21 protein-coding genes are annotated in these 19309 nt (G+C 60.4%); 12 read left to right on the forward strand and 9 right to left on the reverse strand.

The genetic code is table 11. The annotated features are described in order from the left end of the window. The first annotated feature begins 168 nt into the window (after window positions 1-168). Window positions 169-1095, forward strand: coding sequence for an ArdC family protein (locus FHT75_RS34530; protein WP_097623625.1), 927 nt, complete (start codon window positions 169-171; stop codon window positions 1093-1095). A 6-nt stretch (window positions 1096-1101) separates the two neighbouring features. Here the strand turns inward: FHT75_RS34530 and FHT75_RS34535 are convergent, their stop codons facing one another. Further along, window positions 1102-1275 (reverse strand): hypothetical protein, encoded by a 174-nt coding sequence (locus FHT75_RS34535; RefSeq protein ID WP_179877591.1) that lies wholly within the window; start codon window positions 1273-1275, stop codon window positions 1102-1104. Window positions 1276-1724: 449 nt separating this feature from the next. Between FHT75_RS34535 and FHT75_RS34540 the strand changes: the two genes are divergently transcribed. The 3 genes from FHT75_RS34540 to FHT75_RS34550 all read left to right on the forward strand — a co-directional run bounded on the left by FHT75_RS34540 (window position 1725) and on the right by FHT75_RS34550 (window position 3013). Beyond that, window positions 1725-2036 (forward strand): DUF736 domain-containing protein, encoded by a 312-nt coding sequence (locus FHT75_RS34540; protein WP_179877592.1) that lies wholly within the window; start codon window positions 1725-1727, stop codon window positions 2034-2036. A gap of 316 nt (window positions 2037-2352) precedes the next feature. Further along, window positions 2353-2517 carry a hypothetical protein gene (locus tag FHT75_RS34545; protein WP_179877593.1) on the forward strand — a complete coding sequence of 55 codons (165 nt, stop codon included), beginning with the start codon at window positions 2353-2355 and terminating at the stop codon, window positions 2515-2517. Between the two features lie 322 nt (window positions 2518-2839). Continuing rightward, window positions 2840-3013: a hypothetical protein gene (locus tag FHT75_RS34550; RefSeq protein ID WP_179877594.1), complete on the forward strand. Its 174-nt coding sequence runs from the start codon at window positions 2840-2842 to the stop codon at window positions 3011-3013. Between the two features lie 65 nt (window positions 3014-3078). Here FHT75_RS34550 and FHT75_RS34555 read toward each other — a convergent pair whose 3' ends face one another. After that, window positions 3079-3387: a WGR domain-containing protein gene (locus FHT75_RS34555; protein ID WP_097623627.1), complete on the reverse strand. Its 309-nt coding sequence runs from the start codon at window positions 3385-3387 to the stop codon at window positions 3079-3081. 441 nt (window positions 3388-3828) lie between these two features. On the opposite strand from FHT75_RS34555, the gene FHT75_RS34560 reads away from it, so the two are divergent. Continuing rightward, entirely contained in the window at window positions 3829-4152 is a 324-nt protein-coding gene (locus FHT75_RS34560) for a hypothetical protein (protein ID WP_097623628.1), read from the forward strand. Between the two features lie 208 nt (window positions 4153-4360). Here the strand turns inward: FHT75_RS34560 and FHT75_RS34565 are convergent, their stop codons facing one another. The 4 genes from FHT75_RS34565 to traC all read right to left on the reverse strand — a co-directional run bounded on the left by FHT75_RS34565 (window position 4361) and on the right by traC (window position 7453). Beyond that, the gene (locus FHT75_RS34565) at window positions 4361-4822 is read right to left on the reverse strand and encodes a thermonuclease family protein (protein WP_409527383.1); all 462 of its coding nucleotides are present in this window, start codon (window positions 4820-4822) and stop codon (window positions 4361-4363) included. Between the two features lie 133 nt (window positions 4823-4955). Continuing rightward, the gene (traG, locus tag FHT75_RS34570) at window positions 4956-6959 is read right to left on the reverse strand and encodes a Ti-type conjugative transfer system protein TraG (protein WP_097623630.1); all 2004 of its coding nucleotides are present in this window, start codon (window positions 6957-6959) and stop codon (window positions 4956-4958) included. Then, window positions 6946-7161 (reverse strand): type IV conjugative transfer system coupling protein TraD, encoded by a 216-nt coding sequence (gene traD / locus FHT75_RS34575; RefSeq protein WP_097614845.1) that lies wholly within the window; start codon window positions 7159-7161, stop codon window positions 6946-6948. The genes traG and traD overlap by 14 nt, the downstream gene beginning before the upstream one ends. 4 nt (window positions 7162-7165) lie before the next feature. Continuing rightward, on the reverse strand, window positions 7166-7453 hold the full coding sequence (gene traC / locus FHT75_RS34580; protein WP_097623632.1) for a conjugal transfer protein TraC: 288 nt from the start codon (window positions 7451-7453) through the stop codon (window positions 7166-7168). 252 nt (window positions 7454-7705) lie between these two features. Between traC and traA the strand changes: the two genes are divergently transcribed. The 5 genes from traA (at window position 7706) to FHT75_RS34605 (ending at window position 15177) form a co-directional block, all read left to right on the forward strand. Continuing rightward, window positions 7706-11032, forward strand: a complete 3327-nt coding sequence (gene traA, locus FHT75_RS34585) for a Ti-type conjugative transfer relaxase TraA (RefSeq protein ID WP_097623633.1) — start codon at window positions 7706-7708, stop codon at window positions 11030-11032. Then, window positions 11029-11592: a conjugative transfer signal peptidase TraF gene (gene traF, locus FHT75_RS34590; RefSeq protein WP_097614848.1), complete on the forward strand. Its 564-nt coding sequence runs from the start codon at window positions 11029-11031 to the stop codon at window positions 11590-11592. Before traA ends, traF begins: the two co-directional genes overlap by 4 nt. After that, window positions 11582-12748, forward strand: a complete 1167-nt coding sequence (locus FHT75_RS34595; RefSeq protein WP_097614849.1) for a conjugal transfer protein TraB — start codon at window positions 11582-11584, stop codon at window positions 12746-12748. Before traF ends, FHT75_RS34595 begins: the two co-directional genes overlap by 11 nt. 16 nt (window positions 12749-12764) lie before the next feature. Then, window positions 12765-13379, forward strand: a complete 615-nt coding sequence (locus FHT75_RS34600; RefSeq protein ID WP_097614850.1) for a TraH family protein — start codon at window positions 12765-12767, stop codon at window positions 13377-13379. A gap of 232 nt (window positions 13380-13611) precedes the next feature. Then, window positions 13612-15177, forward strand: coding sequence for a Fic family protein (locus tag FHT75_RS34605; protein ID WP_097614851.1), 1566 nt, complete (start codon window positions 13612-13614; stop codon window positions 15175-15177). A gap of 193 nt (window positions 15178-15370) precedes the next feature. Here the strand turns inward: FHT75_RS34605 and FHT75_RS34610 are convergent, their stop codons facing one another. The 3 genes from FHT75_RS34610 to FHT75_RS34620 all read right to left on the reverse strand — a co-directional run bounded on the left by FHT75_RS34610 (window position 15371) and on the right by FHT75_RS34620 (window position 17033). Next, window positions 15371-15670, reverse strand: coding sequence for a DUF982 domain-containing protein (locus FHT75_RS34610; RefSeq protein ID WP_097614852.1), 300 nt, complete (start codon window positions 15668-15670; stop codon window positions 15371-15373). Between the two features lie 69 nt (window positions 15671-15739). After that, window positions 15740-16216: an Hsp20 family protein gene (locus tag FHT75_RS34615; RefSeq protein ID WP_097614853.1), complete on the reverse strand. Its 477-nt coding sequence runs from the start codon at window positions 16214-16216 to the stop codon at window positions 15740-15742. A gap of 544 nt (window positions 16217-16760) precedes the next feature. Further along, on the reverse strand, window positions 16761-17033 hold the full coding sequence (locus FHT75_RS34620) for an usg protein (RefSeq protein WP_097614854.1): 273 nt from the start codon (window positions 17031-17033) through the stop codon (window positions 16761-16763). Window positions 17034-17312: 279 nt separating this feature from the next. Here FHT75_RS34620 and groES point away from each other — a divergent pair, with 279 nt between their 5' ends. Continuing rightward, window positions 17313-17627, forward strand: a complete 315-nt coding sequence (groES, locus tag FHT75_RS34625; RefSeq protein ID WP_097614855.1) for a co-chaperone GroES — start codon at window positions 17313-17315, stop codon at window positions 17625-17627. 60 nt (window positions 17628-17687) lie between these two features. Further along, a partial coding sequence (gene groL, locus FHT75_RS34630) for a chaperonin GroEL (protein WP_183845749.1) occupies window positions 17688-19309 on the forward strand: 1622 nt, incomplete at its 3' end.

Here is a 19309-nt window from a genome sequence, read left to right on the forward strand (position 1 = left end):
GCCCGTCCCTGTCGTCGGTCCTGCAGGAGCCGGCCTGTCGCCGCAACGGCTTCGCCGTCCTCCACGCTGTTCCGGCCGTTCCGGTGCCCTCCAGGCCATGCCGCTCCTGCCTTCGGACCCCCGCGACGGGCCGCGATAGGCGCGGCCCCGGAAAAGGAGGGTTAAGATATGAGCAGGAAAACCGAAGGCGAACGTGCCGACATCTACACGAGGATTACCGACCGGATCGTCGCCGATCTGGAGAGAGGGGTTCGCCCCTGGATGAAGCCGTGGAACGCCGCGAACACCGAGGGCCGGATTACCCGGCCGCTGAGACACAACGGTCAGCCCTATTCGGGCATGAACGTTGTCCTCCTATGGTCCGAGGGGATGGCGAGAGGGTTTACCTCTCCGATGTGGATGACCTTCAAACAAGCGCTGGAGCTCGGCGCCTCGGTCCGCAAGGGCGAGACCGGCTCGACCGTCGTGTTCGCCAGCCGCTTCACCAAGTCGGAGACCGACCGCAACGGCAATGATGTCGACCGGGAAATTCCCTTCCTGAAGGCGTATTCCGTTTTCAACGTTGACCAGATCGATGGTCTACCGGACCATTATTACCATCGTTCGACACCGGCTCTGGATCCGGTCGAGCGCGTCCAGAATGCCGATCTGTTCTTCCGCAATACGGGCGCGGTCATCCGGCATGGCGGATCGCAGGCCTATTATTCGCCAGTAACAGACAACATCCAGATGCCGCCGTTCGAGACTTTTCGAGATGCGGCTTCCTACGCAGCGACGCTGAGTCATGAAGGTGTCCACTGGACGGCGAATCCACGACGAGTGGGCCGTGATCTCAGCCGCTACGCCAAGGACAAGAGCGAGCGGGCCCGCGAGGAACTGATCGCAGAACTCGGCAGTTGCTTTCTCTGCGCGGATCTGGGGATCGCCCCGGAGCTGGAGCCCAGACCGGATCACGCCTCATACGTTCAGTCCTGGCTCACCGTTCTCTCAGACGATAAGCGAGCAATCTTCCAGGCGGCGGCACATGCTCAGCGCGCGGTCAGCTTCCTACACGGTCTCCAGCCAATTCTGGCTGACGAAAGGGCGGTTGCCTAGACGACATCAGAGTCGGTCGTTGTCACCCGCTGCGGCCGACAGCACGATCGGATCTCTTGTCGGTTCAATATCGTGCTCGGATGTGAGATCCAGCTTTCCCCAAATCGACGCTTTCCGGTCGTTGGCCTTAGGTTTTCGGGATTGCTTGATTTCGACGATAAACGGCTTTGTCTGACGCATAGATCCTCCAGGCGACGAATCGCAAGGTCACGTTATCCGGTTGCAAAGTGGACGCAACTCTCTGATCGGCTGGCGGTCGCGCAGAATCCGCCGCGACGTAAGGACGGGGCGACGACGTCATTCGGTGCACTTTTCGGATGCCGGCAAGCCAGTGACGATGGCGACCATCGCCTGTTCCTCCCATCGCTGTCATAGGCCACGTCCTCCGCGGGCTCGATGAGGCATGTCTGATCGGCGAGCGGCTTCGCCTCGATCGTTCTCCCGCAACGGCCATCCGAAACTTTCTTCCCCAGCGGCTCTGCCGCATTCCTCGCGCAGCAACAAAGTTCCTCCCGGCCGCCCTCCACTTCGTTACGTCCTTTCAGGTGCGGTCCGATCGTCTCCAATCCTTGCGACAGCCATCGAGGCCGCGAAGGGCGCGGCCCGAAACAAGCGAAAGGAACATGACAATGGCTACCATCGGCACCTTCACCTCCACCGAAACCGGCTTCACCGGCTCGATCCGCACCCTCGCCCTCAACGTCAAGGCTCGCATCGCCCGCATCGAAAACCCCTCCGACAAGGGCCCGCACTTCCGCATCTACGCCGGTAACGTCGAACTCGGCGCCGCCTGGCAGAAGCGCTCAGAGCAAACGGATCGCGACTACCTCTCGGTCAAGCTGGACGACCCGAGCTTTCCGGCCCCGATCTACGCAACGCTCGCCGAAGTCGAAGGCGAGGATGGCTACCAGCTGATCTGGTCCCGTCCCAACCGCGACTGAGGTCATCGAGGCTCTGCCCGTTGGGCGGAGCCTCTCCCGTCAAATTGAGAAGCCGGAACCAGGCATCGAGCCCGGTTCCGGCTCTTTCGGTGCCATACGGAAACGGAGATAGCTGCTCAGATTCTCCGATGGTGCCGGGCCACGCTGGCGGCCTCAAGGACGAGCGGTTCCCCCAATTTCGCATCGACGCCGGCGGCGCCAATACGAAATCGGCTCCCCCACTCGCCGCCGTTGGCGGTCGCTTGCGCGATCCCTGACCCCGCCACCCTTTCCCGCCCCGCGAACTCGTCTTTCACGAACTCAAGGAGATGAGACCATGACGATCGAACAGCACATCGAGGAACTGCGGGCCGAGCTGAAAAACGCGTGCGACGCCACCGCGCGCCGCCAGATCGAGGTCGAGCTCGAACTTGCCCGGGCCGAGCTTGCCGTGCAACTTGCCGAGCAGGTCGGCGCTATCAAGGCAGAGCCGCCCTTTTGAGGCGGCTTCTCTCCTCGTTTCAAGCCCGAGCTTCGTTCGGCAATCACCCTTCCCGAATCCAGCACTTTCCGGCTGAGGAGCAACGCGCCGTCGCCTCTCTCCTTTCGACACAGCTGTCATCTACGTCAGGGATGTTGCAGCCCCTGCGTCACGCCACAACCTTGCGCCACCAGAATTTTCCCCGCCGCTTGCGGCTCCTCGCGCAATCAAAATTCAGGTGCCTCCAGGTTCTCCGCTCGCGCTTCGACCGTTCCGGTGTGGCCCTCCTTCGAGGTCTGCAGTCGATCCCTGCGATGTCCGCAATTCGAAAGGAGAACTCATCATGCAACAACTCGCACAGTTCCTCGCTGCCACGGGCCGCCGGCTCCGCAACCTCGGCAAGGTGATCTGTCACTTCTTCCGCAAGGGAAAGCTCGGGCTGAAGCTCGCGGTCAAGATCCCGTTCTTCGTCGAGATTGAGCTTTCGTTCGAAACCGACTGGGACCGGCGCAAATGACGCGCCCCGGGGGGCCGCCTCGGCGGCCCTCCTTTTCGTCGCTCGAAACTCACAGGCGGCCGAGGTCAGCTTTGCGAGTGCTGAAGCCCTGTTCTTGGCAAATATCCGCGAGCACGCTTTTGTTTCAACAGATCGAGGAACAACAGAACCGCTTCCTCTTCCCGTTCGAAAACATGCTGTTTCTCCTGCCCGCGCTTGCCGATCCTTCCCCAGCGCCGGGTCAGGCAAGCGTCTCCGAACATCGTTTGCTCGATCTCCATGGCATAGTACCGGGCCACGTTCTTGGCTGGGTCCGTTCGTTCGACATAGAGCTGGTAGCGTTGCAAAATCATTCCTGCATGATCGTCACTCGCCGCCACCACGTCCAACGACATATGTGAATCCTACAAGTGCGACCGATTCATTTTCGTGAAGAATGGCGTGCGGGCGAGGCGCTGATGGCGCACGGCTCTAGTCGCGCCGCGACCGGGGCCCGCACGCGGTCTCCGCCAGCTGGGTCACGATCCTCTCGCAGCAAGAAACATGCCTCTGTCAAAAATCGTGGTTAGGCGCCAGCCGGAAGGTCTCATGGCCATCAGAGATGGCAAGCGGTCGCGTCCCGTCAGGACGCGTTTCTATCTCTCTCTGACATACCATCTTGCACCCGCCGTTCCGGCGTCAAGGACATCGCGGCCCCTCCAATTTCCACAGTGCCGCAGGCGGCACAGAGAAAATCGGTTCCTCCACTCGCCGCAACGCGGCCGCCTTCTGCGGTCCCTGACCCCTCACGGACTACGGTGCGGACACCTTTCGTCAGAAACGAAAAGGAGACTCTAGTGACAAAGCATCAAATCACTCGCCTAATTGGAGAAAACCAGAAGCAGCCGGATCAACAGCCGGATTGGCTTGATGACTTGCGTCGAAACTTCGATGCGGAAGTGCATCTTCCCGCCGATATCTCGCGCGAATTTCTGTCTGCTGCGCTGCTTTGGGCAATCGACAACAAGGTCGATTTCGGTTTGTTCCACGAAGCCGGTAAGATCATTATCGCGCATTTTGGCGGTGACGAGACCTATCTCCCGTCGCGGTGGTCCGATAAACGATGGCACATCGGTCTCGAAGACAAAGAGCCGTTCTTCGAACCTGACGAAGACTATTGAGGTTCAGACCAGAGGCGGTTTGTCCCCTCTGGTCTTTGCCTTTTTCATGTGAGCGGTTCCAGGGCTCTGCCGCCCCACTCAACCTCACCCCATGAAGGAGGGCTACGCCCCTCCTTCAAACTTCCTCCTTTGGGGAAAGGGGACGGTTCCCTCCACCCTTTCCCCAAACCCCTGTCCCTCTCCCGTGCAGGGGAAATGATGATAGCCGTCATTGGCCCTGGCACCAGCCGTGTCGCGCGCCATCCCATGGCCGGGCGAGGCCCTCCTCGATCAAAACATCGCCCAGCGAATGGCCCGAACGAGACACGGTTCGAAGTTTCCGTCCATATTTGTCCTCGTCGCGGAACCCGGCCGATAGCGAAAACTGTCCGGCGTTGAGCAGCGTCAGCAGGCGGGATTTTGCCGCTTCACCTTTGATCCGTTCAGCCTCGCAGCGGGGCGGGCTGAGTTCTGGCGTATCGATATCGGCGATGCGGATTTTCTCGCCCCCGAACCAGAAGGTGTCGCCATCGACGACGCAGTTCGTCCGACGGCTTTCGCCGCAAAGCACGAATAGCGCCGATAGCGCATCTTGGGCAGGCGCTTTGACGAAAGCAGCACCGCTGTCGAGATGACCATTGCGATCAAGATATAGCCAGCCGGCGGCGCCGATCACCACGGCGCAGACGATCGCGCTCGGAATGCGTCTGCCGCGACGGGGGCGGTAACGATGTGACCTCGATCGAGACGCATTGAAGCCGGGACGATCGTTCGTGACCTTCCGATTTTTCCTGAACGGTATGACGTTCTTTTCAACCAAGGTTTTATCCCTCTTCGCCCGCAGATGTTACAGCCGGTCTGGTTTCATCGGCGTTTACCACAGGCGTTGCATTCGAAGCTTTCATCCCCCTTCCCCCCTTAGAATGAAACCGGTTCTCACCTACGCAAGCCTTCATATCCTCGCGTCGGAACCAGATGGCGCGGCCGCATCTGAGCGGCGCGTTGCCGGCCGTGAAGACGATCTGTTCATCGGCCCGCATCCGCAGAACTTCGTGCGGCTGGATTAGCGGTCGTGCCGCGAGCTGCTTCGAGCGTGTTCGCGATGATCCCTTCGCCTGGAAACTGCGACTGACCTGGTCGATCTCGACCGTCGTCATGCCACAGCGGCGCGAGATGTAGTCCGCGGTCTCGGGATCGTTGATCGCGGCGAACGAAATCCAGCTGGCACTCTCGAACCACTTGCTTGCCGCGTCGCGACCGCCATAGGTTTCACGCATCTGGCCGATCGACTGGTAGATCATTGTCAGTGTGATGCCGTATTTGCGTCCGGCGTCGCGTGCCGTTTCGAGAATCCGCATGTAGCCGAGGCGCGCGACCTCATCGAGGAGAAACAGCGCGCGCCCATTGAGCTGTCCGTCGCGATTGTAAATCGCGTTGAGAAGCGAGCCGATGACGACGCGGGCAAGACCCGAATGGGTCTCCAACGTCTTGAGGTCGATATTGATGAAGACGTCGGTGTTTCCCGTCGCGATGTCGCTGGTCGCGAATTTTTTTCCAGACACCAGCGCGGCGTAGTTCGGATAGGAAAGCCAGTGTGTTTCCTTGACCGCATTGGCATAGACGCCGGAGAAGGTTTCCGGCGTCATGTTGACGAAGGCTGCGACGTTCTCCTTAACGAAATCCGAGCCGGAATTGTCGTAGATGTCTTGCAGCCGCTTGCGCAATGTCGGTTCCGGCTCCGAGAGATTCATGCGCACCTGCCGAAGCGTCTGTTCCTTCTCATCCGTGTGGCCGGATAGGCAGACATCGGCGACGAGCGCCGTGAGGAGCTGAAGAGCTGACGCCCGGAAGAAGTCGTCTCGGACTCCGCGCGCGCCGCCGCTGTCGCTCATGATCCATGACGCGACGGAGGCGATATCCTCCTCCTTCGTACCTCCAAAACGGCCGACCCAGTCCAGGACGTTGAAGCCGACGTCCGGCTTCCTTGGATCGAGAACGAACACGTCCCTCCCCGCTCCGGCGCGATGCGCGGAGACCATCGGTGCGACCTCGTTCGATGGATCGAGCACGATCAGCGTGCCGCCCCATTTGAGCGCCGTTGGGATCGTTACCGACGTTGTCTTGAAACCGCCGGAACCGGCAAAAACGATCCCGTGCGACGAGCCGAAGGAGCCATCAAAGCACAGCAACGGCGACTTGCCACCGGTGCCCCACGTCTCAGCGCTATCGGCTCGAAACGCTTGGCTCCCGACACTGTCCTTGTCGACCCGATAACGCTCGCCGATGACGATACCGCCAGTATCGGGAAACAGCTTCGCCGATTCCGTCAGCTTCATCCAATCCGCTTCGCCATGGAGCGCCCGCTTGCCCTGAATGCGTTTCGGCTCGGCTCGTGCGAACGCCGCATTGCCGATGAGCACAACGCGGAGTGCGAAGCAGGCACACATGAGTGCTACGCCCGCTCCGATCGCCGTTGCTGGATCGAGATAGGCCAAGACCGACTTGTCGGCGTTAAGCGTCTCCGTGAAATCGGCAAGGCGCATCGTTTCGCGGGTAGCCGCGATCAGGATCGTCTCGCTGCATCCGGCAAGGACACCCCAACCTGCCTGCTTGATGTTGATCGAGCCGGCGCTCGCGAACAGGAACAGAATTCCAATCGCCGCACTTGTTACATAGGGCAAGGCGATCCCCGTGCGCCCCCATGCCAGTCGTGCGGCCTCGGTCTTTCCGAAGCCTGAAAGCCACTGCTCGATCCCGGTCATTCCGATGACGACCAGGATCATCAACGTCCCTGGCACGACGACGAGCGCAATCCTATTGATCGTCATTGCCGAAGGCCTCCACGCCGATCGCCGTGAGCCTGGACCGCTCGCCCTCGTCGCTTTTGATCCGGCGGGCGGCATCGAGGAGCGCGCCCAGCAACAGCGCGCGCTTCTCGTAGCGCAGCCCGGCTTTGACGATCAGGCCGCCGAGCTCGATCTTTTCGCGCGTGTCCTTCTTGCGGGCATCGGATGTCATGGTCCTTGCCATGCGCTCAAGCCTCGCCAGCGCTGCCCGCGCCCGCGCCAGACGCGTCCGATGCCTGTCCGCTGCTGTCGCCAGCGCCCTTCTTCCCTCCGGTCGTAGCGCCCTGCCCTCCGCGAAATCGCTTGCTCAGCTGCTCAAACGCTGCCTGAAGCTCCGCCTCTTCGATCTCGATCTCGCCAAGGCCTGCCTTGAGTGCGATCCTGCCGATGCGTTCGGCTTCCCTTGTCTCGGCGACCTTGAGCTGTTCCTGCAGCCTGGCGATTTCGTCGCGGATTTTCGAGGATGGCTTCTTCATTCCGATCGTCTCCCTGGGTGAGAAAGCTTGTCTTTCGAACCCAGTTTTTCGGAACAGAGTGCGGAACGCACTACTGTGAATCCTACAATCGCCAAGGGCGATGCTTTCGGGAATGATCCCGGCCGTTCCGAAGGAGCGGCTTCCAAGGGCGCAATTATACGTCGCTGGCGCGACGTGTTACTGAGAGAGCCTGGTGGCCGCCGCTCCCCACGAACCCTTTGGTTTCGTTTGCAACCGGGAGAGAACTCCGCCGTGGCCGTCCCTCACTTCTCCGTCAGCGTCGTCGCCCGTGGCTCCGGCCGCAGCGCCGTCCTGTCGGCGGCCTACCGGCACTGCGCTAAGATGGAGTTTGAGCGGGAAGCCCGGACGATCGACTACACGCGAAAGCAGGGGCTCCTGCATGAGGAGTTCGTGATCCCTGCCGATGCGCCGGAATGGGTGCGCAGCATGATTGCCGATCGCTCGGTCGCCGGCGCATCCGAGGCCTTCTGGAACAAAGTGGAGGGCTTCGAGAAGCGATCCGACGCGCAGCTCGCCAAGGACGTCACCATTGCCCTGCCGCTCGAGCTGACGGCCGAGCAGAACATCGCGCTCATGCGCGACTTTGTGGAGCGGCACATCACCGCGCAGGGCATGGTCGCGGACTGGGTCTATCACGACGCACCCGGCAATCCTCACGTCCACCTCATGACCACATTGCGCCCGCTGACCGAAGACGGTTTCGGTTCGAAGAAGGTCGCGGTGCTCGGCCCGGATGGTAAGCCAATCCGAAGTGATGCCGGCAAAATCGTTTATCAGCTGTGGGCCGGTAGCACTGAGGATTTCAATGCGTTTCGCGACGGCTGGTTTGCCTGCCAGAACAAACATCTCGCGCTTGCCGGCCTCGATATCCGCATCGATGGCCGTTCCTTCGAAAAGCAGGGTATCGACCTCGAGCCAACCATTCACCTCGGCGTTGGCGCCAAAGCCATCGAGCGCAAGGCCGAGCAATCCGACCACAAGTCGGAGACCTCGACTCCCAAACTCGAACGCATCGAGCTTCAGGAGGAGCGCCGCAGCGAGAACGCCCGCCGCATCCAGCGCCGTCCGGAGATCGTGCTCGACCTGATCACGCGGGAGAAGAGCGTGTTCGACGAACGCGATGTTGCGAAGGTGTTGTATCGCTATATCGACGATGTCGCTCTGTTCCAAAGTCTGATGGTCCGCATTCTGCAAAGTCCGGAAGCGCTCCGGCTCGAACGCGAGCGGATCAACTTTGCGACAGGTATTCGGACCCCCGCGAAGCACACCACGCGCGAGATGATCCGGCTCGAAGCCGAGATGGCCAATCGCGCGATCTGGCTCTCCGGTCGCGCCTCCCATGGCGTCCGTGAGGCGGTGCTGCAGGCGACCTTTGCGCGCCATTCCCGTCTGTCGGATGAGCAACGAACGGCAATCGAGCATATCGCTGGGGCCACGCGGATCGCCGCCGTCATCGGCCGCGCGGGCGCCGGCAAGACCACGATGATGAAGGCTGCGCGCGAGGCATGGGAAGCGGCAGGCTATCGTGTCGTCGGCGGCGCCCTGGCGGGCAAAGCGGCCGAGGGATTGGAGAAGGAAGCGGGCATCGGCTCCCGCACACTGTCGTCGTGGGAGCTTCGCTGGAACCAGGGTCGCAACCAGCTCGACCACAAGACGGTGTTCGTGCTGGACGAGGCCGGCATGGTGTCGTCACGGCAGATGGCGCTGTTGGTCGAAGCAGTCACCAAGGCCGGCGCCAAACTCGTACTTGTCGGCGATCCGGAACAGCTTCAACCGATCGAAGCGGGTGCCGCCTTCCGCGCCATTGCCGATCGCATCGGCTATGCAGAACTTGAGACAATCTATCGTCAGCGCCAGCAATGGATGCGCGATGCCTCGCTCGATCTCGCTCGTGGTAATATCCGCAGGGCTGTCGATGCCTACACCGCTCATGGTCGAATGATTGGTTTGAGACTGAAGGACGACGCGGTCGAGAGCCTGATCACAGCGTGGGACCGCGACTACGACCCTTCGAAGACCAGCCTGATCCTCGCACACCTCCGCCGCGACGTCCGAATGCTCAACGATATGGCGCGCGCCAAGCTGGTCGAACGCGGCGTCGTCGCAGACGGATTTGCATTCAAGACAGAGTACGGAACGCGCATGTTCGCGACCGGCGACCAGATCGTGTTCCTCAAGAACGAGGGCAGCCTTGGCGTCAAGAACGGCATGCTCGCAAAGGTGCTTGAAGCCGCCCCTGGCCGGATTGTTGCCGAGGTTGGTGAAGGCGAGCACCGCCGGCAGGTCACGGTCGAGCAGTGCTTCTACAACAATCTGGACCACGGCTATGCGACAACGATCCACAAGAGCCAGGGCGCGACTGTCGACCGGGTGAAGGTGCTTGCTTCCCTATCTTTGGACCGGCATCTGACCTATGTGGCTTTGACGCGCCATCGTGAGGATCTAGCCGTCTACTACGGCAGTCGCTCCTTCGCGAAGTCCGGCGGCCTCATCCCGATCCTGTCGCGCCGGAACGCCAAGGAGACGACCCTCGATTACGAGAAGGCGTCGTTCTATCGCCAGGCGCTGCGCTTCGCGGAAGCGCGGGGCCTTCATCTTGTCAACGTCGCCCGCACGATCGCACACGATCGCCTCCAATGGGCCGTTCGGCAAAAACAGAAACTCGCCGACCTCGGCGCCCGTCTAGCCGCCATCGGTGCGGCACTCGGACTGGTCCGCGGCAGCAACAAACACTCCATCCCGGACACAATCAAGGAGGCCAAGCCCATGGTATCAGGCATCACCACCTTCCCGAAATCACTCGACCAGGCTGTCGAGGATAAGCTCGCCGCCGATCCCGGCCTCAAGACGCAATGGGAGGACGTCTCGACCCGCTTCCATCTCGTCTACGCAAAGCCGGAAGCTGCCTTCAAGGCGATCAATGTCGATACCATGTTGAAGGACCAGTCGGTCGCGCAGTCCACCCTCGCGAAGGTCGCCGGCGCCCCCGAAAGCTTCGGTGCGCTGAAGGGCAAGACCGGTGTTCTCGCCAGCCGTGCCGACAGGCAGGACCGGGAAAAAGCCATCGCCAACGTGCCGGCGCTCGCCCGAAATCTTGAACGTTACCTTCGTGAGCGGGCCGAGGCCGAATTGAAACATGAGACGGAGGAGCGCGCGGTCCGGCTCAAGGTTTCGGTCGACATCCCGGCGCTCTCTCCAGCCGCCAAGCAAACGCTCGAACGCGTGCGCGATGCGATCGATCGAAACGATCTTCCGGCTGGCCTCGAATACGCGCTGGCCGACAAAATGGTGAAGGTCGAACTCGAAGGTTTCGCCAAGGCGGTTTCCGAACGTTTCGGGGAACGGACCTTCCTGCCTTTGGCTGCGAAAGACACTGATGGCAAGACTTTCGAGACCGTCACATCGGGCATGACGGCCGGCCAGAAGGCGGAGGTCCAGTCCGCCTGGAATTCCATGCGTACGGTCCAGCAACTTGCCGCTTATGAACGAACGACGGAAGCGCTCAAGCAGGCCGAGACTCTGCGGCAAACCAAGAGCCAAGGGCTCTCGCTGAAATGACCGGGGCTGCAACCCGCCGGTCGATGATCACGCAGCAACGACGAGCCATTGTGGTTCTGTCGATGGCGGCGGTGGCCGCCATCCTGCTGGTGGTGACTGCCGTCGCCGGCGGCTACCGCATCAATCTGACACCGAGCGAGCCACTCGGCCTGTGGCGCATTATCCCGCTTCATCGACCGGCAGCAGTCGACGACCTCGTGTTCATCTGCCCGCCGGAAACGGCGGCGATGCGGGCAGCGAGGGCACGAGGCTATCTCCGTTCTGGTTCCTGCCCTGGCGGGGTCGCACCGTTGATCAAGACAGTGATCGCCGTTGCAGGACAGCATATCGAAATCGGCGTCAGCGTGAGCGTGGATGGGTGGGGAGTTTCCTCTTCCAGTCTCGCACTACGAGATGGAAAAGGCCGGCCGTTGACGCCCTTTCCGAGCGGCATCGTACCGCCAGGATATGTCTTCCTGCATTCCGCATTCCCCGGCTCCTATGACTCCCGATATTTTGGCCCGGTACCGATCTCCGGCATTCTCGGGCTGGCGCAGGAGGTGTTCACCTATGTGCCGTGATTACCTTCGGCCGGCGCTGCTGATATTCGTTTCGATCGCAATCGGCGTGGTGGGCTGGAGCGGCCACGTGTTGCTTCTACCCGTCGCGCTGGGGTTTCCGCTTCTGTGGTCGATCTCGCGAACGAGATTAGTGGCGGCACTTGTCTCCGCCGGATATTTCCTGGCCGCATCACGTGGTTTGCCGCAAGGCGTAGCGGCGTTCTATTCGTCGGACATCTGGCCGGGCCTTCTGCTCTGGCTGTGTGCGTCTTTGAGCTTCGTTGCCGTGCATACGGTCCTCTGGACGAAGAACAGCGGAGATCGTCCGTTTCGCTATCTTCTGGCGGCCATCATCATGTCGATCCCGCCATTCGGTATCACGGGCTGGGCTCATCCAGCTACTGCTGCGGGTGCTCTGTTCCCGGGATTGGGATGGTGGGGCCTTGGCTTCATGACAGCTGGCCTTGCGGGCCTCGTAACCCGCATTTGGCCAGCTGTCGCCATCACCTTCGCAGGCCTTTGGCTGTGGTCCGCCGCATCGTGGACCGAGCCGGGTCTACCCAATGGCTGGCTCGGTGTCGACCTCGAATTGGGCGCTTCGCTCGGTCGGGACGCCGGTCTTCACCGCCAGCGTGACCTGATCGCAACGGTGCGGAATGCGGCCAGCGATGGCGCACGCTTTGTGGTGCTGCCGGAAACTGCGCTCGGTTTCTGGACACCGACCGTGGCGCGGCTTTGGATGAGCGCGTCCGGCGATACCGATGGGACGGTCATCGCCGGTGCCACGGTGCTCGATGCCGCCGGCTACGACAATGTCCTCGTCGCGATCGATAGGAAGGGCGAAAGCAGCATCCTCTATCGCGAACGCATGCCGGTCCCCGGCTCGATGTGGCAGCCGTGGCGATCCTGGTTCGGAGAAAGTGGTGGCGCCAGGGCAGATTTCTTCGCAAACCCGGTCGTTTCCGTTGGTGCCAGCCGGGCGGCCCCGCTGATCTGCTACGAACAACTGATCGTTTGGCCGATCCTCCAGTCCATGCTCCACCATCCCGATCTCGTCGTTGCCGTCGGAAACGGATGGTGGACCGAAGGGACGTCGATCGTCGCCATTCAGCGCGCCGCTGCCACCGCATGGGCAAAGCTCTTCGCAAAACCGCTTGTTATTGCCTTCAACACCTGACTGCCCAGGAGACATCATGCTCGACGCCGCCCTGATAAAAGAATGCGCAGACCCCTCCCTCAAGCCCGCGATAATAGAGCAGTTCGTGATGGCAGCGGGCTCGGATGATCCCCTCGCTGTTACCGTTAAATCGGGCGGCCGATTGATACTCGTTCCGAAAGCGGCTTCGACTGAGGAGGCGATGGCGATCGTGCGCCAATACGCTGGTCAGGCCGTCGTCCGCGTCGGCCTGACGCAGTTTCCCGCAGGCGTTGGAGTCAAGGAAGCGACCGATTTGAAGCCCGATCTAGTCGACCCCTGCCAGAACCTTCGCAAAGGCACGGCGATGTTCGCCAAGGTCCTCAGGATCGTTGCGAGATGGTATGGCAACCCCACGAGCAAAGACGTCTTCCCGCAGATTTTCGAGGATGCGATTTACGCATGGAAGACCGGTGAGTTCGAGGGCGTGAGCGTGTTTCAGGCGGAGGATCCGGGAACACCGGTTGGTGTTTCGCAGCAAAGTAGAGAGAAGATCCCCGCCGAGGAGGAGGACGCTGACGCGGAATCAAGAGAGGAACAGCCAGAGGCGGAGCAGGATGCTGGGCGCGCGGGGATACGGATCGATCTGTCGCGCATTGGTGGTCAGCAATAGCATTGAGTTCGTCTCGCCTTGCGAAACGGTTCTCGGCGAGGTGGAATTTTAGTTTGAGTCCAAGGCAGAAAATTAGTGTGAGTCAAACTCATAAAACTAGTGCGACTCAAAGACGCGAAACTAGTGTGACTCAAATGCAGGATATTAGTGTTTGTCAAAGGCGTCAAATTAGTGCAACAACAAAGCACGGAAGTAGTGGTCCGCTACTCACACACCGTCGCCGGAGGCCAACGTGGCGAAACCCAATGAACTGCTCGCGGCATCCCTGGCTGAACTGAGGGGAGTGACGCAGAACGGCACCCGATCGGTGGTGAAATCCGAAGAGCTCAGCCGTGTCCACCGGGAACGACTACAGGACAATGGGTTCCTCGAAGAAATCATGAAGGGCTGGCTGGCGGTGAACTCGCGACCGTCGGCCAACAACAGGATCGATGCGGCCTGGAGCACCGTCTACTGGGAGTTCGTTGCCAGATACCTGGACGACCGTTTCGCGGGTGAATGGCGACTCTCCGCAGAGGCCTCCGTGGCTCTATGGTCCGAAAACCACTCCATCCCGGGGCAGGTCATCGTCAGAAGCTCGAAAGCGAACAATCAGCTTGTGAAGCTACCGAGCAATACGTCGCTCTATCTGCTGCGCTCAAAGGAAAACGAGCCCGCCGAGACGAGAGAACGATTGAGATTGATGCCGATGGAAGAGGCGATCTGCAATCTGTCGCCGGAGTCGTGGAGAACGTCAGCGACCGATGTCATCGCAGTCATTGGCTCAATCCGCGGAACAAGCACGCTGCTTCAATACCTCCTGGACGGCGGCCGGAGCCACGTTGGCGGTCGCATCGCGGGAGCCCTGCGCCATCTCGGCAGGACAAGGGACGCGGACACGATCATCAAGACCCTGGAATCGGCGGGCTACAACCCGCACGAGGACAACCCTTTCGACCCGACAGTCGATCTGGTCACGCTGGATGCGCGACGAACTCAGGCGCCGTCCGCTACCCGGATCAAGAACCTCTGGGCGAAAATGGGGAAAGACGCCCTCAATCACATCGGATTCGAGCAAGTGCGGATCAACGACCGGGACGGATATATCGCGGACATTGATGAGCGTTATGTGGCAGACGCCCTGAACTCGCTTTCGATCGAGGGTTACGAGGTGTCGGAAGAGCTGATCCGGAGGGTACAGGACGGTCAATGGAAACCGGACGAGGACGCGCAGGACTACGAGACCAAGAACGCGCTAGCTGCCAAGGGATACAGACTGGCTTTTGAGGAGGTGCGCGATGACATCAGGAAGATCCTTGATGGAGCACCTACCGGCGAACTGCTCGAGGCACGGCACCAGGATTGGTTCCGAGCCATGTTCAGCCCTTCGGTAACCGCGGGTATCATCAAGGCGCACCAACTCGCGGGTTACCGATCGCACAATGTCTATCTGCGGGGATCCTCGCATGTCCCCTTACCGCCGCATGCAATCGCCGACGCCATGGACGCACTGTTCGAGAGCATATCGGAGGAATCTGATGCGCGCGTGAAGGCAATCCTCGCCCCATTCCTATTCACCTATATCCACCCGTTTCCGGACGGGAACGGACGCACGGCGCGCTTTATTATGAATGCGCTTCTTGCCGAGAGCGGAGCGCCGTGGACCGTCATACCTGTCGCGCGCCGTGACGAGTACATGAACGCCCTGGAAGAGGCGAGCCAGCACGAAAACATCGTGCCTCTCACGAACTTCGTCTCGGAGCTGGTGAACGCGCCACCACCATCCACGGAAGCCAAAGCCGCGTGGAAAGACAACTAGAGTACCCGCTTAAGTCGGCCATATGCGTGGCGCCTGAATGGATGCGGCGCTTAGATATCAGTCACCGGTCGCGGCGTGTGGCGGAACTCGCGGCATTCCAAGCATGAAGACGGATTTCTGCCAGTAGCGTTGGCCCGATCGTCATGGCATTGCTTGCAGCCTGCTCCAAGATGTTGTCCATCATCGAATTACCTCAGCGTACGTGCGGATCCCTGTCCCGGCGCAGGCGAGACGCGACGATGGCGTTAGTTTCCGGCGCCAACAGATCGTGCTTTTCAGCAAAGGCGGCAAACAGGCCGCGGGCGGTCTCCGCTTCGATTTCGCCGCGTAGCGCGGCACCACACGCCTTAAGCGCAACGGAGTGCGCGTGATCTCTGAGCGCCGCCGGCCACTCGACGAGATGCCGGTACGCATCCATCGCGCTGCGAACCTCCGCCGGAAAGCCGAGTCCGACAAGAATAGAAACAGGCTCTTTGAACATATCGGGTTTCATTGCGCTCTCCTTCCTAACCCGCGATGTTGACGGGCGCCGCCGCAGCGACGCCCTCTTGATGGGTTCTGCTTAAGCGGCCTTCTGCGCTTCGATCTGCGCGGGAGGAGCCGACGGCTCAAGAGTCGCCGCAGTCTCGATGGCGATTTTTCGCGGCTTCATTTCCTCCGGAACCTCACGAACGAGATCCACGGAAAGCAGACCGTTCTTTAGATCCGCTCCGTTCACCCTGACATGGTCGGCGAGCTCGAACCGGTGTTCGAACGGCCGGCCGGCTATGCCGCGATGAAGGTAGGCTTCGGTAGCCGCCTCTTGCTCTTTGCCGGTCACGGTCAGAAGGTTGGACTGGAATGTTATGTCGAGATCGTCCTGGGCGAAACCTGCCACCGCTATCGAGATCCGATAGCTGTCATCGCCAGTCTTGACAATGTCATAGGGCGGCCAGTCGTTAATCGAGCGGGCGCGCTGAGCATTTTCGAGAAGATTGAAGACCCGATCGAAACCGACGCTGGATCGGAACAGCGGTGCATAGTCGTAGGATGTTGCCATAGCCATATCCTCCTTGAAGCAACATGGGTACGGAGCGCCGAAAGATGGCGCTTCCAGCAAGGCCAGCCCTATCCTCAGCGGCTGGCAGCTATCGATTTGGTTTTTGAGAATTTCGGATGCAAGACCAGCGCCTGAGAAAATTAATCGAACCAGTCGATCGAGCTCATAACTTGCAGCTATATCCCGTACGCCCTCACAAGAGGCGCACGCAGATTGCCACCGACGGCCGAACCGCGGAATTCAGAGCCGGCAATCAAACGTGGGCTGCGCAGGAAAACAACGCTTGCCCTTCAACGGCACTATTCAGCGATCTGGTCTTCGGGCCATCTCTGGTGCTCCGATGCAGTGGCGCTTGAAATCCTCCATCGCTCGTCGAGGCTTTGCCACTCAATTCCATTTTGCAGCTTGGGAGCAATTGGCTTGCGCGATCCCGACTCGCCTTTGACATCGTCACACGGAGACCGCGATGACGTGCGCCGTGGGCCGAGCTCATCAAGCCTCGGTCGAAAAAAGAGCCAGGCAACGAAAAATCCGGACTCAAGTCTCAGTGCAAATTGAACTCGCCTTCAACGCGGCGCCATTCGTTCGGTCCGATCAGGCGCTGATGCGTATAGCGGACGGAATGCAGCGGCCCGTCAAGGTTGGTCTGCCAGAAGTCGAGGAACTTCAGCATTTCAGGGAAATCAGGAGCCAGATCGTAATCCTGCCAGACATAAGTCTGCAGGACGGATTCGAAATCGGGAATGCGGTAGAGGATGTGCGCGGTAGTAAGGCCATAACCGTTGAGCTGACGCTCCAGATCCGATGAAAATCGCATGCTTCGTCTCCGTTTCGTAACAGTCTGAAGGTGGCGCAAATTTTTTCCGCCATCAACGAATTTTTGAACGCTCAAGGCCAGGTTGTTGTTCCTTTCCAGTGTGTTAGCAGCCCTCTCCGAGGAGTGCTAATTTTTTCGTTTCGCCCTCTTGAAATCGAAAAATCGCAAAACCAGATCATTTCGCGCAAAAGGCTCGATCGAGATTTTGCACCCGCCCGGACTGGTCATCCGGTCCGGCCAGGGGATTAACGTCATCATTTTTGCTCAACGGAGGAAAACATGTCGTTCCGACCGCTTCATGATCGCATTCTCGTCCGCCGGGTCGAATCCGAAGAAAAGACCAAGGGTGGAATCATCATTCCCGACACCGCCAAGGAAAAGCCGCAGGAAGGCGAGGTCATCGCCGTCGGGCCTGGCGCGCGCAACGAGGCCGGCCAGATCCAGGCGCTCGACGTCAAGGCCGGCGATCGCATCCTCTTCGGCAAATGGTCCGGCACCGAGATCAAGATCAATGGCGAGGACCTGCTGATCATGAAGGAAAGCGATGTCATGGGCATCATCGAAGCCCAGGTCCAGCAGAAGAAAGCTGCCTGAGACGATAACCCGCCAATCCAACCCATCAGTCAGATAGCTGCCTATTGAGGAGTTAACGAAATGGCTGCGAAAGAAGTCAAGTTTCACACCGATGCCCGTGAACGCATGCTGCGTGGGGTCGACGTACTCGCCAACGCGGTGAAGGTGACGCTCGGCCCCAAGGGTCGCAACGTCGTGATCGACAAGTCGTTCGGCGCGCCGCGCATCACCAAGGACGGCGTTTCGGTCGCCAAGGAAATCGAACTGGAAGACAAGTTCGAGAACATGGGTGCCCAGATGCTGCGTGAAGTGGCATCGAAGACCAACGATCTAGCCGGCGACGGAACCACGACCGCAACCGTGCTTGCTCAGGCAATCGTCAAGGAAGGTGCGAAAGCCGTTGCGTCCGGCATGAATCCAATGGACCTGAAGCGCGGTATCGACATCGCCGTCGACGCCGTCGTCAAGGAACTGAAGACCAACGCTCGCAAGATCACCAGCAATTCCGAGATCGCCCAGGTCGGCACCATCTCCGCGAATGGCGATTCCGAGATCGGCCGCTATCTCGCCGAAGCGATGGAGAAGGTCGGCAATGAAGGGGTCATCACCGTCGAGGAAGCCAAGACCGCCGAAACCGAACTCGAAGTCGTCGAAGGCATGCAGTTCGATCGTGGCTACCTGTCGCCTTACTTCGTGACCAACGCCGACAAGATGCGCGTGGAGTTCGAGGATCCCTATATCCTCATTCACGAGAAGAAGCTCTCGAACCTGCAATCCATGCTTCCGGTTCTCGAAGCCGTCGTCCAGTCCGGCAAGCCGCTGGTCATCATCGCTGAAGACGTCGAAGGCGAAGCACTTGCGACCCTCGTGGTCAACAAGCTGCGTGGCGGCCTGAAGATTGCAGCCGTCAAGGCTCCGGGCTTCGGCGACCGCCGCAAGGCCATGCTGGAAGACATCGCCATCCTGACGGGCGGCACTGTCATCTCCGAAGACCTCGGCATCAAGCTCGAGAATGTCACCCTCAACATGCTCGGCCGGGCCAAGAAGGTGGCGATCGAGAAGGAGAACACCACCATTATCGATGGCGTCGGCTCCAAAGCGGAAATCGATGGCCGCGTCGCGCAGATCAAGGCCCAGATCGAGGAGACGACCTCCGATTACGACCGCGAGAAGCTGCAGGAGCGCCTGGCAAAGCTCGCCGGCGGCGTTGCCGTCATCCGCGTCGGCGGATCGACCGAAGTCGAAGTGAAGGAGAAGAAGGACCGCGTCGACGATGCACTGCATGCAACCCGTGCGGCCGTCGAGGAAGGCATCCTGCCGGGCGGTGGCGTTGCGCTGTTGCGTGCCGTCAAGGCCCTCGACAATCTTGATGCCGCCAACCAGGACCAGAAGGTCGGCATCGAGATCGTTCGCCGGGCGATCGAGGCTCCGGTCCGTCAGATCGCCGAGAACGCCGGCGCCGAAGGTTCGATCATCGTCGGCAAGCTGCGCGAGAAAACCGACTTCTCCTACGGTTGGAACGCCCAGACCGGCGAATATGGCGACCTTTATTCGCAAGGCGTCATCGATCCGGCCAAGGTCGTGCGCACCGCGCTCCAGGATGCTGCTTCGGTTGCCGGCCTGCTGGTGACGACGGAGGCTATGATCGCTGAAAAGCCCAAGAAGGAAGCCGCTCCGGCGATCCCCGCCGGTGCCGGCATGGA

Origin of the sequence: Rhizobium sp. BK112 (assembly GCF_014193215.1) — a bacterium.
Lineage (GTDB): Bacteria > Pseudomonadota > Alphaproteobacteria > Rhizobiales > Rhizobiaceae > Rhizobium > Rhizobium anhuiense.

Excerpts from the sequence above, each read along its gene's own strand:
- FHT75_RS34530 (WP_097623625.1), top strand. The coding sequence starts at position 169 with ATGAGCAGGAAAACCGAAGGCGAACGTGCCGACATCTACACGAGGATT.
- FHT75_RS34535 (WP_179877591.1), bottom strand. The coding sequence starts at position 1,275 with ATGCGTCAGACAAAGCCGTTTATCGTCGAAATCAAGCAATCCCGAAAA.
- FHT75_RS34540 (WP_179877592.1), top strand. The coding sequence starts at position 1,725 with ATGGCTACCATCGGCACCTTCACCTCCACCGAAACCGGCTTCACCGGC.
- FHT75_RS34545 (WP_179877593.1), top strand. The coding sequence starts at position 2,353 with ATGACGATCGAACAGCACATCGAGGAACTGCGGGCCGAGCTGAAAAAC.
- FHT75_RS34550 (WP_179877594.1), top strand. The coding sequence starts at position 2,840 with ATGCAACAACTCGCACAGTTCCTCGCTGCCACGGGCCGCCGGCTCCGC.
- FHT75_RS34555 (WP_097623627.1), bottom strand. The coding sequence starts at position 3,387 with ATGTCGTTGGACGTGGTGGCGGCGAGTGACGATCATGCAGGAATGATT.
- traG (WP_097623630.1), bottom strand. The coding sequence starts at position 6,959 with ATGACGATCAATAGGATTGCGCTCGTCGTCGTGCCAGGGACGTTGATG.
- traD (WP_097614845.1), bottom strand. The coding sequence starts at position 7,161 with ATGGCAAGGACCATGACATCCGATGCCCGCAAGAAGGACACGCGCGAA.
- traC (WP_097623632.1), bottom strand. The coding sequence starts at position 7,453 with ATGAAGAAGCCATCCTCGAAAATCCGCGACGAAATCGCCAGGCTGCAG.
- traF (WP_097614848.1), top strand. The coding sequence starts at position 11,029 with ATGACCGGGGCTGCAACCCGCCGGTCGATGATCACGCAGCAACGACGA.
- FHT75_RS34595 (WP_097614849.1), top strand. The coding sequence starts at position 11,582 with ATGTGCCGTGATTACCTTCGGCCGGCGCTGCTGATATTCGTTTCGATC.
- FHT75_RS34600 (WP_097614850.1), top strand. The coding sequence starts at position 12,765 with ATGCTCGACGCCGCCCTGATAAAAGAATGCGCAGACCCCTCCCTCAAG.
- FHT75_RS34610 (WP_097614852.1), bottom strand. The coding sequence starts at position 15,670 with ATGAAACCCGATATGTTCAAAGAGCCTGTTTCTATTCTTGTCGGACTC.
- FHT75_RS34615 (WP_097614853.1), bottom strand. The coding sequence starts at position 16,216 with ATGGCAACATCCTACGACTATGCACCGCTGTTCCGATCCAGCGTCGGT.
- FHT75_RS34620 (WP_097614854.1), bottom strand. The coding sequence starts at position 17,033 with ATGCGATTTTCATCGGATCTGGAGCGTCAGCTCAACGGTTATGGCCTT.
- groES (WP_097614855.1), top strand. The coding sequence starts at position 17,313 with ATGTCGTTCCGACCGCTTCATGATCGCATTCTCGTCCGCCGGGTCGAA.